The sequence below is a fragment of the Stenotrophomonas sp. FBCC-B152 genome (genome assembly GCF_059134105.1).
This window is the reverse complement of the sequence record NZ_CP101442.1, coordinates 3,104,098-3,117,272: the sequence shown is the minus strand read 5'-3', so window position 1 is coordinate 3,117,272 and position 13,175 is coordinate 3,104,098. Positions and strand designations below refer to the sequence as shown.

At 68.0% G+C, this 13,175-nt stretch carries 10 protein-coding genes; 8 read left to right on the top strand and 2 right to left on the bottom strand.

The features are described from left to right. Positions 1-64: 64 nt before the first annotated feature. The gene (locus NMB40_RS14375) at positions 65-946 is read left to right on the top strand and encodes a helix-turn-helix transcriptional regulator (RefSeq protein ID WP_282247896.1); all 882 of its coding nucleotides are present in this window, start codon (positions 65-67) and stop codon (positions 944-946) included. A gap of 68 nt (positions 947-1,014) precedes the next feature. After that, positions 1,015-3,858, top strand: coding sequence for a TonB-dependent receptor (locus NMB40_RS14370; RefSeq protein ID WP_282247894.1), 2,844 nt, complete (start codon positions 1,015-1,017; stop codon positions 3,856-3,858). A gap of 179 nt (positions 3,859-4,037) precedes the next feature. On the opposite strand, the gene NMB40_RS14365 is transcribed toward NMB40_RS14370, so the two are convergent. Then, positions 4,038-5,159, bottom strand: coding sequence for an HDOD domain-containing protein (locus NMB40_RS14365; protein WP_093533618.1), 1,122 nt, complete (start codon positions 5,157-5,159; stop codon positions 4,038-4,040). Between the two features lie 152 nt (positions 5,160-5,311). Further along, positions 5,312-5,848, bottom strand: a complete 537-nt coding sequence (gene ppa, locus NMB40_RS14360) for an inorganic diphosphatase (RefSeq protein ID WP_068853925.1) — start codon at positions 5,846-5,848, stop codon at positions 5,312-5,314. Positions 5,849-6,033: 185 nt separating this feature from the next. Between ppa and NMB40_RS14355 the strand changes: the two genes are divergently transcribed. The 6 genes from NMB40_RS14355 to NMB40_RS14330 all read left to right on the top strand — a co-directional run bounded on the left by NMB40_RS14355 (position 6,034) and on the right by NMB40_RS14330 (position 13,148). Then, positions 6,034-6,549: a hypothetical protein gene (locus tag NMB40_RS14355; RefSeq protein WP_494358850.1), complete on the top strand. Its 516-nt coding sequence runs from the start codon at positions 6,034-6,036 to the stop codon at positions 6,547-6,549. 9 nt (positions 6,550-6,558) lie between these two features. After that, a complete protein-coding gene (locus tag NMB40_RS14350) occupies positions 6,559-7,782 on the top strand; it encodes a helix-turn-helix domain-containing protein (RefSeq protein WP_494358849.1) in 1,224 nt (407 codons plus the stop codon). Between the two features lie 44 nt (positions 7,783-7,826). Continuing rightward, a complete protein-coding gene (locus NMB40_RS14345; protein WP_494358848.1) occupies positions 7,827-8,495 on the top strand; it encodes an NHL repeat-containing protein in 669 nt (222 codons plus the stop codon). A 54-nt stretch (positions 8,496-8,549) separates the two neighbouring features. Beyond that, positions 8,550-9,050, top strand: a complete 501-nt coding sequence (locus NMB40_RS14340; RefSeq protein WP_282247483.1) for an RNA polymerase sigma factor — start codon at positions 8,550-8,552, stop codon at positions 9,048-9,050. A 76-nt stretch (positions 9,051-9,126) separates the two neighbouring features. Next, positions 9,127-10,089 (top strand): FecR family protein, encoded by a 963-nt coding sequence (locus tag NMB40_RS14335; protein ID WP_494358847.1) that lies wholly within the window; start codon positions 9,127-9,129, stop codon positions 10,087-10,089. Between the two features lie 134 nt (positions 10,090-10,223). Next, a complete protein-coding gene (locus NMB40_RS14330) occupies positions 10,224-13,148 on the top strand; it encodes a TonB-dependent receptor domain-containing protein (protein ID WP_494358846.1) in 2,925 nt (974 codons plus the stop codon). Positions 13,149-13,175 lie beyond the last annotated feature (27 nt).

Here is a 13,175-nt window from a genome sequence, read left to right as displayed (position 1 = left end):
CCTGACGCAGACCGCCTCATTTGGCAAAACGGGTGCCCCGTAACGGCAAACCCCGGTGTACGTCATGCGTCAGCTTTCCCTCGCCGATCGCGGCCAATCGCTCTCCCTGGACAAGATCGTCGACGACGGTCCGCTGCCGACCTGCCTGGGCGTGGCCCGGCTGGGCAGCCTGCAGACGGCTGGCACCACCTTCACCGTGTGGATGCAGCTGCGTGGCAGCGCGTGGGTCGAATCGAAGGAAGGCCGCTTCCGCCTGCGCCAGCGCGAGTGGATCGCGTTCGAGAAGGAATCCAAGCCGATGATCCAGGCCGGCCGCGATGGCCTGTGCATCGGCCTGAGCCTGGCGCCTGAAGCGTTGCGCGCGCTGGGCGAACTGGCCGACTGCAGCCTGTACGCCGGCCGCGGCAGCATGAGCCGCGGCGAAGTGCGCGTGGCGCTGCGCCTGTGGCGCGATGCGCTGGCCAGCGGCCAGCCCGCGCAGGCCCTGCGCCCGGTGCTGCTGCACCTGGCCTCGATGCAGCGTGGCATGGCCACCGGCGTGCAGCGCTGCCCGGGCCGTTCGCGCATCCGCAAGCGCCAGGTGTTCGGCCGCATGCAGCGTGCGCGCCTGTACCTGGAAGGCAACAGCCACCGGGTGGTGCGCATCGGCGAACTGGCCGAGCTGACCAACTTCTCCAGCTGGTACCTGTCCAAGACGTTCCAGAGCCTGTACGAAGAAAGCCCGCAGTCGCTGTCGGCGCGCCTGCGCCTGGAGCGCGCCGCGGACCTGCTGCGCGACACCGACATGATGATCGGCGAAGTGGCTGCCGCCAGCGGTTTCGACAACTGCTGCAGCTTCGCGCGTGCGTTCCGCGCCCGTTATGGCCAGTCCGCGTCGGGCTATCGGCAGACCGGCGGATCGCTTTCGCCAAAGTCGGCAAAGAGTCCGGTGGCATCGCGCAAATAATTAACGGTAACGCAATCGTAACTTTCCGAGGCGGTTTAACACGCTACTAACGTACCTTGGAGAGATTGATGAATTTTCGTACTCCCGCAGTGCGGCTGGGTCTTCTGCCGGCCGGCATTGCGCTGGCGCTCGTGCCGAGCTTCGCTTCGGCACAGGAAGCAGCCTCCGGCACCACTGACCTGGATCGCATCTCGGTCACCGGCTCGCGTATTCGCGGCGCCAACATGGAGACCCAGCAGCCGATCCTGACGATGACCCGCGAAACCCTGGAAAAGCAGGGCTTCTCGAACGTCGCAGACGTGCTGAACAACCTGACCTCGGCCGGCTCGCCGGCCATCTCGCGTTCGGACTCCCTGTCCTCGGGCGAGAACGTGGGCGGTTACTACGTCGACATCCGTAACCTGGGCGCCCAGCGCACCCTGGTGCTGATGAACGGCAAGCGCCTCGGCGCCACCACCGGCGGCTACCAGGATCTGAGCCAGATCCCGATGTCGGCCGTTGAGCGCATTGAAGTCCTGAAGGACGGCGCCTCCTCGATCTACGGTTCCGACGCCATTGCCGGCGTGGTCAACGTGATCACCCGCAAGAACTTCGACGGCGGTGAAGTCAACGTCTACTTCGGTCAGTACGACCAGGGCGACGGCGAGAACCAGCAGTACTCGATGACCCTGGGTGCTACCGGCGAACGCGGCAGCCTGACCCTGTCGGCCGAATACTCCAAGCAGGATCCGGTGTGGGCCAAGGACCGTTGGTACAGCCGTGATGGCGGCCGTGGTCCGAACTCGGTGGCCGCCGATGGCAGCCCGATCAGCCAGTACGGCAGCTGGTGCAACCCGCTGCAGGTCAACTGCGCCGATTCCAAGACCGCCGTGTGGCAGACCCTGAACCAGGGTGGCAACCCGAACAACCCGAACGACTACCACACGCTGACCGCCGAGGAGTACGCCAACTCCAACGAGCAGATGAGCCTGCTGACCGGTATCGAGCGCAAGTCGCTGTACGTCAACGGCACCTACGACTTCACCGACACCATCAGCCTGAACACCGATGTGCTCTACAACGAGCGCAACACGTTCCAGCAGATCGCCGGCTACCCGTACCAGTCGTCCTCGTTCGGCACCCCGCTGACCGCTGAAAGCGCCTTCAACCCGGTCGGCCAGGACGTCAACTTCCGTCGCCGCCTGTGGGAAGTGCCGCGCACCACCGACAGCCAGCTGAAGACCCTGCGCTTCGCCCCGACCGTCAGCGGCTACTTCGAGCTGGCCGGCAAGTCCTTCGATTGGGACGTCGGCGCGCTGTGGAACCGCAATGAGTCGATCAAGACCCAGCGCGGCGACATGAGCCTGATCGCTTCCGAGCAGGCCCTGGGTGCGTCCTTCATCAATGCGCAGGGCGTGGCACAGTGCGGTACCGCTGCCAACCCGATCGCACTGGGCGACTGCCGTCCGTGGAACCCGCTGCTGCCGTACGGCGTTGCAGGCCAGGGTTCGCTGGCGGATCCGGAGCTGCAGGACTTCCTGTTCCCGACCTACACCACCCGTGGCGTGACCAAGACCACCAGCTTCACCGCCAACCTGTCGGGTTCCATCGTGACCCTGCCGGCCGGCGACCTCGGCTTCGCCGTGGGCGTGGAGCACCGCAAGGAAGAAGGCAGCTACGTGCCGGACGCCTTCGCACAGTCGGGCATGTCCACCGGCCTGGGCCAGAAGCCGACCCAGGGTGAGTACGATCTGAACGAGGTCTACCTCGAACTGAACGTGCCGATCCTGGCCGACATGGCGTTCGCCAAGGAACTGACCCTGAACGTTGCCAGCCGTTATTCGGACTACAGCAACTTCGGTGGCACCACCAACAGCAAGTTCGGCCTGACCTGGCGTCCGATCGACGAGCTGCTGGTCCGCGGCACCTACGCCGAGGGCTTCCGCGCTCCGACCATCGCCGACCTGTACGGCGGCCTGAGCTCGAGCTTCGAGCGTTACACCGATCCGTGCGCCGTTGGCGTGTCGGGCAGCGTGGCCGGCAATGCCGCCTGCCTTGCCGGTGGCGCTCCGGCCGACTACGTGCAGCTGGGCCAGGGCAACGTCCCGTGCTCGACCACGCCGTGCCAGTCGGGTGACCAGTTCATCTCGGGTGCCAACCCGAACCTGTCGCCGGAAACCTCCAAGAGCAAGACCGTGGGTCTGGTCTGGAGCCCGCGTTGGGTGCAGGGCCTGGACGTCTCGCTGGATTGGTACCGCTACGAAATCAGCAACATGATCATCGACGACTCCGTCGATCGCATCCTGCGTGATTGCTACGTGCTGGGTGATTCCAGCCGTTGCGGCAGCGTGACCCGTGCGGCCGATGGCCACATCAGCGCGATCACCTACGGCACCGCCAACCTCGGCAAGATGGACACCGAAGGTTACGACCTGGGCATCAAGTACCGCCTGCCGGAGCTGGCCATCGGTCAGTTCGCCATTGACTGGCAGACCAGCTACCTGTCCAAGTACGACGAAGCCGCACAGAACGCCGCTGGCGACGACATCATGATCGGCCGCGTCGGTCAGGATGCCCTGTTCCGCGTGCGCTCGAACCTGGGTGTCAACTGGTCGCTGGGCAGCTTCGGTGTGAACTACACCGCGCGCTACTACTCGGGCCTCAACGAGCCGTGCATCGCGATCGGCTGCACCGATCCGGACCGCATCGCTTACGGCGAGACCGCTCCGCTGCGCAAGACCGGTTCCAACACCTTCCACGACCTGCAGGTCAGCTGGAAGGCGCCGTGGGATGCCACCATCGCCCTGGGCGCGAACAACGTGTTCGACCACAAGGGTCCGCTGATGTACTCGCAGCAGAACTCGAGCTTCGCCTACTACGGCGGTTTCGATATCGGCCGCTTCCTGTACATGAAGTACACCCAGAAGTTCTGATCCATCGAACCACTGGTGCAATAAAGAGAGGGCGGCCCGCAAGGGCCGCCCTCTTTCTTTGATCACGACCCACGGTCGTGATCTACCGGTTGCCTGGCGCAAAAAAAATGGCGTGCCACGGCACGCCATCATCGTTCCTCAAATCGCCGCCGGTAGGCAACGACCGTTGGTCGTTGCGCCTACGCGTCAGCCGTAGCCAACCCCATCAACCCATTGGCATGGTCCCGCCACTGCGGCAGCTTGGCCAGCACGCCCGCACGCTGCAGGTAGTCCTCGTCCACCGGGTCGCCGTTGACCAGCGCCAGTGCCACGTGCACCGCACCGGTTACCCAGAAGCTGCGCGTGTTGGAGCGCTGCGGCTGCAGGTGGAAGGCCACCGCCTCGATGATCGGCATCGGCAGGCCCCACAGCCCCAGCAGGTAGGCACCGGCTTCGCTGTGGCCCGGGCGCGGGTCGGCGTCGTCGGCCGGTTCGCTGCGCTCGTTGCGCACGCCCGGCAGCAGCAGGCCGATGTCGGCCAGCAGTGCGGCGGTCGCGCCCAGTTCGGCGCTGGAATCGGGCAGCAGCTTGGCGGCCAGTCGCGAAGCGAGCAGCGCGCGCTGCTGCAGCGCGTTGCGTTCACCGCTGGACAGCGGCGAAGCCGAGAACACCTCGCTGGCCAGCACCAGGTCGCGCAGGGTCGACAGGCCCAGCCGGGTCACGGCGGTACGCAGGTCGGAAATGGTGCGGCCGCTGTTGAAGAACGCCGAGTTGGACAGCTGCAGCACCTTGGCCGCGATCGCCGGATCGGCCGACACCAGCTTGGAGACATCGGCCGTGTCGGTGTCGTCGTCGTGCTCCAGCGCCTGGGTCAGGCTCAGGTACAGGTGCGGCGGGGAAGGCAGCTTCTCGATGCGGCCGATGGCGCTGCGCAGGCGCGCGCTGTCGAGCAGCTCGCGCAGCTCTTCCAGGCTGGTCAGCGCTTCAAGCAGCACTTCCGGTGCCAGCGGCAACGGCAGGAAACGGTGGGCAACGCCGATCAGGCGTGCCGGCGGCGGGCGGTTGCCCTGGGCCGCGTCGACCAGCGCGATGCGGATCGTCTCCGGACGCAGCGTCCGGATCTGGCCCAGCAGCGTGGTCGCGTTGAGATCGGGCAGGGCAGGGCAGGCAATCACTGCATCCACCGGCGTGGACGCCACCATGTTCATGGCCGTCTGGCCATCGGGTGCCCGCAACGGCTGCCACTCTTCCCCAAGATCGGCAATGAAATCCATCAGCTCAGCCGACAGGCTGGCTTCGTCCCCAACTAGCAGAATACGCACGACACAATCCCCTGGGTGACCACGGTGAAACCCACCGTGGACGGTGTAGAAGTCGCAATGTACCCAATCCGGCGCAAACAGTGATGTGCCGCATTGTAAAAACGTGATGCCCATCGCTCCGGCGACCGGCGCCGGAGCAGGGTCATTCAGCCTCAGCTGTTGCTGGACAGGTAGCGCTGGTGCGCTTCAACCAGGATCTGCTTGGCTTCGGCGGCGCCGCCCCAGCCATCCAGCTTGACCCACTTGCCCTTCTCCAGGTCCTTGTAGTGCTCGAAGAAGTGGCCGATGCGCTCCAGCCAGTGCTTGGACACCTGCTCGATGTCTTCCACGTGCGCATAGCCGCTGAACACCTTGGAGATCGGCACGGCCAGGATCTTTTCGTCGCCGCCGGCTTCGTCGCTCATCTTCAGCACGCCCACCGGACGGCAGCGCACCACCGAACCCGGGACCAGCGGCAGCGGCAGCACGACCAGCACGTCGGCCGGATCGCCGTCGCCGCACAGGGTGCTCGGCACGTAGCCGTAGTTGCAGGGGTAGCGCATCGGGGTGGAGAGGATGCGGTCGACGAAGATCGCGCCGGTTTCCTTGTCCACTTCGTACTTGACCGGCTCCGAGTCCTTCGGGATCTCGATGATGACGTTGATTTCTTCCGGCGGGTTCTTGCCGGGCGAGACGAGTTCCAGACCCATGGTGTGCTCCGAGAGGGGGGATGGCGCGATAAGACCTCCCATTTTATGCCTTTGCCGGCCAACGTGCAGGGTGGGGGCTATCCGACCCGCCGCAGTGGCGATCGCCGACCGCCACCCGCGCACCCGGCTGATCGCGCCCGGGCGGGGGCAGGCGCACGGTGGAGGTCCCTTCACGGAGCACGCCCATGACCCTTTCGCTGCCTTCCCGCCACCCCTCCAACGCCCTGGCCACCTTGATTCTGTGGGCGCTGGCCGTTGCCGGCCCGGCCGCCGCCGGCCCGCCGCCGCCCGCGCCCCTGCACGTCGACCTGGTCGATTACCCCACGCCGCAGGCGAACTGGTCACCCTTCCGCGACCTGCGCCATCGTCTCGAAGCCGGGTTCGACGATGTCTGCCCCGATACCTTCTGCGAAGGCGAGTACACCGATTACCAGCCGCTGAAACTGCGCTGCTCGGTCGAACGGGCCACGGGCAGGGTCAATGTCTGCGGCTGGGCATTCGCTGCAAGCGAGCTTCAGGTGGACCCGGCGACCGGGGCCTTGCAGCGGCAGCAGCCCACCTGGCTGTGCCACTTCCCGACCGGCGCCGGCACCAGCGTGGCGGCGTTGCTGGCGGCACTGGACGGCCCGCAGCCGCTATTCCAACGGCTGCCCGGTACGGGAAAAACCGTGTTCGAGGCGCTGGGAGACTGCCTGCGCTAGCCTGCGCGCATGGACTCCCTGCTTGCCGCCGCCGCACGTGCCCTTGCCGCAGGCGACGTGCTGACCGCACTGGGCCACGTGGCCCTACGCAGCGACCCGCCGGCACTGGCGCTGCGCGGCGTGGCCATGGCCCAGCTGGGAGAGCTGCAGCGGGCCCGGGAACTGCTGAGGTTGGCTTGGCGTGGCTTCGGCGCCGATGAAGTGCTGGCCCGGGCGCGCTGTGTCGTGGCGGAGGCGGAAGTGGGGCTGGCGCTGCGGGACCTGGCAGGTTCCGCTGCACCGCTGCAGGCCGCCGCCCACGCCTTGGAGGCGCGCGCCGATCCCCACAATGCGCTGCAGGCGTGGTTGATCCTGGCGCGCCGTTGGCTGTTGCTCGGGCGTCGACAGGACGCGGAATCGGCCTTGGCGCAGGTACGGGGCAGGGCGCTGACGCCCGCCCTGGCCGCCATGGCCGGGCTGACCGAAGCGGCACTGGCCGCGCGGGCGTTGCGGGTCTCCCGGGCGACAGCAGCACTGGATGTGGCCACCGGCGCCGCGCAGGCGTCGGGCATCGCGGCGCTGCAGGCCGAGGTGGTACAGGCCCGCACCCACCTCACCCGGCCGGCGGCTCGCCGGGTGGCCCGCGAGGCGGCTGACCGCCTGCTGGATCTGCAGGCCGTGCAGGATCTGCTGGCCTCACCGGCCTGTGTGGTGGATGGCTGCCGGCGCGGTGTGTGGACGGGCGGGCACTGGCGCTCACTGGCACGAAGGCCGCTGCTGTTTACGCTGCTGCGCGCCGTCGGCCAGGCGTGGCCCGGGGATGTCGACCGCGACGTATTGATTGCCGAGGTGTTCCGCACCCGCGATGGCGACGCCAGCCACCGCGCGCGGCTGCGCGTGGAAATGGGGCGCGTACGCGCTGCGGTAAAGGGCCTGCTGTCGGTGGAAGCGACCGCCGACGGCTACCGCCTGGTAGCCGGGCCCGGCATCGCCGTCGTGGTGCTGGCCCCCCCGATCGAAGGTGAGCAGGGCGCCGTTGCCGCATTGCTGGCCGATGGGGCGGCCTGGTCCAGCTCGGCGCTGGCCTTGGCGCTAGGGGCCAGCCAGCGCACGGTGCAGCGCGCGCTGGCGTCACTGGAAAGCACCGGCCAGGCACGCACTACCGGGCGCGGGCGCACCCAGCGCTGGTGGGCCATGCCGCTGTCCGGATTCACGACGATCTTGTTACTCCCGGCCGCGCTGCCGGGCGACTAGGGTGGTTGCCAGGCACCCCTTCCGATGTGCCAGGAGATGCTGCAATGAACACTGGAACGCTGAACCCCGCCGCCGCCCCGCGCGTACATGACGCCGACGTGGCCCGCGAATACGGTCCCTTCGAGGGTGCCGACTGCATCCACGGCGTCAGCTTCGATGGCCGCCATGTCTGGGCCGCCACCGGCCCGGCGCTGCTGGCCTTCGACCCGGACAGCGGCACCCCGGTACGCACGCTGGCCGTGCCCTGCGATGCGGGCACCGCGTTCGACGGTACGCACCTGTACCAGATCGCCGAAACGCGCATCGACAAGATCGACCCGCAGACCGGCAAGGTACTGGCCTCGATTCCCGCGCCCGGCGGCGGCACCGATTCGGGCATGGCCTGGGCCGAAGGCAGCCTGTGGGTGGGGCAGTACCGCGAACGCCGCATCCACCAGGTGGACCCGACCACGGGCGAGGTGCTGCGCACGATTGAATCGGACCGCTTCGTCACCGGCGTGACCTGGGTCGATGGCCAGCTCTGGCATGGCACCGACGATGGCGAGCGCAGCGACATCCGCCGCGTGGATGCCCGCAGTGGGCAGGTGCTGGAGCAGCTGCGCATGCCCGAGGGCATGCATGTCAGCGGGCTGGAGGCCGATGGCGCGGGCCTGTTCTACGCCGGCGGTGGGCGCAGCGGCAAGGTACGGGCGGTGCGCCGGCCGCGCGCTTAACGTGACTCATTCTCATTTGAGGGGTAAGATGCCGCCGCCCCGGGCCCCCTCTGCATGTCCTCCAACGCATCCACCCTGACCGACCTGTTGATCCGCGAACGCCCGGCGCTGCTGCGTCGGGTGCAGCGGATACTGGGCAGCGACGGCAGTGCCGAAGACGTGATCCAGGCCATCTGGTTCAAGGCGCGCGGGGTGGATGCCAGCGTGACCATCGACAACCCGCGGGCCTATCTGTACCGTCTGGCCACCAACCTGGCCACCGACCAGGGCCGGGAACGCAGCCGCCAGACGCGGCTGTTGGCCGACCACTACCTGTGGGGGCCGGATGAAGTGCTGTCCACGGAAGAACAGGCCATGGCCCAGGACGAGCTGCAGCGCGTGCTCGCCGCCGCCGACCACCTTCCCGAACCGACGCGCACGATCTTCCGCCTCAACCGGTTGCAGGGGCTGACCCAGGCGGAAATTGCCCGACGCCGTGGCGTGTCGGTCACGACCGTGGAAAACCATGTACGCGCTGCGTTGCAGCGGCTGGCATGGGCGCGCAGCGGGCGGTGAGGCGCGCGGGCTTGGGGAAGTGCCGTTCCCACACGTCTTGATGGTATCGGCGCTGCCCTTCGCACCCTTGCCAGCCATGAGCCCGCACGACCTGCCTACCGACCCGACCGCGTCCACCTCGCCCGACCTGCTTGCCGAACAGGCGCAGGCATGGATCACATGGCTGGCCTCCGGCGCCGTGGACGCGCCGCGCATGCAGGCCTTCGAACACTGGCTCAGCCTGCCCGGGCACCGCCGCGCGTTCGAGTACGAGCGCCAGCTGTGGCAGGCCGTGGCGCAGCCCCCGGCGGCGGCGAAGCGTCCACCTGGCCGCCGTCGTCGCATGCCCCGCCTGGCCCTCGCCGCGGCCGCCGCACTGGCGCTGCTGTGGGTGTCGCCCGACGCCTGGCTGCGCCTGCGCGCCGATCACCGCAGCAGCCACGACGTGGTCACGCTGGCCCTGCCCGATGGCAGCCGCGCAGTGCTCGATGCCGATTCGGCGATTGCCGTGGACTACGACGACCAGCGCCGCAGCATCCGCCTGCTGCGCGGGCGCGCCTGGTTCGAAGTGGCAGCCGGGCACGCGCAGCCGTTCCAGGTCACCGCACAGGGCGGCGTGGTGGAGGACATCGCCACGGCGTTTGCGGTGGCCAGCACCCCACAGGGCGTGGATGCGGAAGTCTCGCAGGGCCAGGTCCGCGTCGCCGCCTCGCCCAATGGCGGCTGGACCTACCTGCTGGCGGGCCAGCGTGCCGGCTTCGCCCCGGGGGGTCGGGTGGTACGCCATGACGACCTGGCCCCCGACCGTATTGCCGCATGGCGCGACGGCGAGCTGCTGCTCGATGCCACCGAAGTGGCCGACGCGGTCGCGCAGATTGCCCGCTATCGCGAAGGACCCACCTTCGTGCGCGGCGACCTGTCGGCGCTGCCCGCCGTCAACGCCGCGCTGCGCGTGGACCAGCCCGAGCAGGCGCTGGACGCGCTGGCGATGTCGGCCGGCCTGCGCATCACCCGCCTGCCGATGGGCGTGGCGATCGTGAGCGCTACGCCCGCGCGCTGAATGCGCCTTGGGGAAGGGACCGCCCCGCACGTCTTACCCCCGAACGTACCCGCCGCCGCCACGTACTTCGCAGCGCCCGCACACTGTGCGGGGAAGCCGTGCTTTCGCGGCATCGCCTCTCAACAGGTTTCAACATGCTTTCCATTTCCCGACCGGCGCCGATGCTGCGCCCGTCCCGCCTGTGCATCGCGCTGTTGGCCACAGGCCTGGCCTCGGCAACCGCGTTGCCCGCACTGGCCCAGTCCGGCGACACCGCCACGCAGGCCGCCACCCGCCAGTTCGATATCCCCGCCCAACCGCTGGCCGATGCGCTGCGCAGCTACATGCGCCAATCCGGCGTGCAGGTGGCCTACCCGGCCGCACTGGCCAACGGTGCAAGCTCCACCGCCGTGCGCGGCGCGCTGGATGCGCAGGCCGCACTGGCGCAGCTGCTGCAGGGCAGCGGCCTGGCACCGCGCGCGCTGGGACCGGGCGCGGTGACCCTGGAGCGCGCGCCGCGCGGCCAGGACGAAGATGGCGTGATCCACACCGGCCCGCTGCGCGTGGCCGGGGACCAGGCCAACGCGGAGGGCACCGCCGAGCGTGCGCTGGAGCAGTACCGCAGCAGCGGGTCGAGCGTGTACGTGCCACGCGCCACCATCGAGCGTTTCCGTGGCACCTCCACCGCCGATATCGTCAAGGGCGTGGTCGGCGTGACCGCCGGTGATCCGCGCACGGCCAACGCGCTGGACCTCAACATCCGCGGCATCCAGGGCCAGAGCCGCATCCCGGTGATCATCGACGGCGGGCAGTCCACCATGGACACCTACCGCGGCTATGCCGGCCAGTCGCAGCGCACCTACCTCGACCCGGACCTGATCTCCAGCCTCACCGTGACCAAGGGCCCCAGCCTGGGCGCCAATGCGTCCGGCGGCATCGGCGGCGTGGTGGAGATGGAAACCCTGAACATCGGCGACGTGCTGCGCGACGGCCAGGACGCCGGCCTGCGCGTGCGCAGCGGCATCTCCAACGGCAGTGCGCGCGACCTCCCCGCGTACAACGGCACCCCCGGTACCGACCGCAACAGCCTCGGCGGGCAGTTCTTCAACATCGCCGGCGGCAAGCACTGGGACCGCTTCGACCTGGTGGCGGCCTATGCCTGGCGCGATACCGGCAACTACTACTCGGGCAAGCACGGCTACGACGATTTCCCGCAGACCCGGCGCACCCTGGCACCGTTGAACCCGCCCAACACCGAAGTGTTCAACACCTCGTCCAAGTCCAACTCGGTGCTGCTCAAGGGCACCTGGCGGATCGACGACGTGCAGACGCTGGAAGCCGGCTACCGCCACTACAGCGGCAGGCAGGGTGAGATCATGGCCTCGCAGATCATCCGCGTGGACCGCGACCGCGTGCCGCAGTGGGAGCCGGGCAGCGTGGACCTGGATGCCTACAACCTGCGCTACCGCTTCAACCCGGGCAACGACATCGTCGACCTGAAGGCCAACCTCTGGTACACCGACGCCGACAGCCTGATGTACAACGGCCTGACCGGCATCACCCCGTGGTACTTCGACCGCCGCACCGAGTGGTATGACGGCCCGACCTTCAACACCGACCCCGGTTACAAGGACGCCTACCGCAACGACATGACCCAGACCCGGTTCGGCCTGGACGTATCCAACACCACGGTGATGACCACCAACAGCGCCGGGCTGTTCACCTTCGACTACGGGCTGTCCTTCAGCGACGAAGACGTGGGCCCGGGCGACAGCGCGCCGATCATGCACGATGACCTGGTCAACAACCGCTTCCTGCGCAATGCCACGCGCAAGGAATACAGCGCGGTGGCCTCGATGAAATGGCAGCCGGGCGAGCGCTGGGACATCCTGGTGGGTGGCCGCTTCAACCGCGTCAGCATCCACGACCGCAACCGCCTGGCCACGCCGGACACCGAAGAAGTCATCGGCCAGTACCGCTACACCCAGCTGCTCAACGGCGACCCGACGCTGCCGGCATGGCGCGCGCAGCGCATCGCCATGCTCAACTGGTACCCGGATGCGAACGGCCAGTTCACCGAAGCCTCGCTGCTGGCATCGCCGTACAAGAAGGGGACGGTGGCCGACATCACCGGCTGGAATTTCCACGATGTCACCGCGGCCGAGGACCTGGTCGTGCCGACCAGCTGGACCTGGTCGCAGCCGATCCGGCGCACCGACAACGCCTTCATGCCCACCGCCAGCGTCACCTGGCACGCCGATGAAGACACCCTGGTGTACATCAAGTACGCCGAAGGGGTGAAGCTGCCCAGCCTGTTTGAAAGCACCCTGGGCCTGTTCACCGCGGCCAAGCCGGTGGATGGCGAACTCAAGCCCGAGCGTGCCGGCACCTGGGAAGTGGGCGCCAGCACGGTGCGCCACGACCTGTTTGCCGAAGGCGACCAGGCCGCGTTCAAGCTGGCCTACTTCAACACCCGCATCGATGACCTGATCACGCGCGACTACCGCACGTTGTCGGCCGGCTACATCCGCAACATCGATCGTTTCAAGGTCTCGGGCCTGGAGTTCCAGTCCAGCTATGACGCCGGCAAGGTGTTCGCCGATCTGTCCGCGCATTACTACTTCGAAGCCAAGACCTGCGCCCCGGACATCGCCGCCGAGCGCCGTGCCTACGGCGTGCAGCGCAAGATAGAAGAACTGGCCAACACGCCGGACTGCGTGGATGGTGGTTTCGAAGGGTCCTACAGCAACACCCAGAACCCGCCGCGCTACACGGTCAACCTGACGCTGGGGTCACGGCTGCTGGACCAGCGGCTGAGCTTCGGTACCCGCGTGATCCACAACAGCGGCCCGATCAGCAAGCTGGACAAGGAGTGGAACGTGGGCCTGTCGGCGATCCAGCAGCTGTACCAGCCGGCCACCATCGTGGACGTGTTCGCCAGCTGGCAGGCCAGCACGCAGCTGGCGGTCGACTTCAACGTGGACAACCTGACCGACCGCTACTATCTCGATCCGCTCGCACTGGGCGTAATGCCGGCCCCGGGCCGGATCATGCGCCTGGCCGTCACCTGGCGGTATTGATCAAGAGGGCAGGCGCGGTGGATAAAC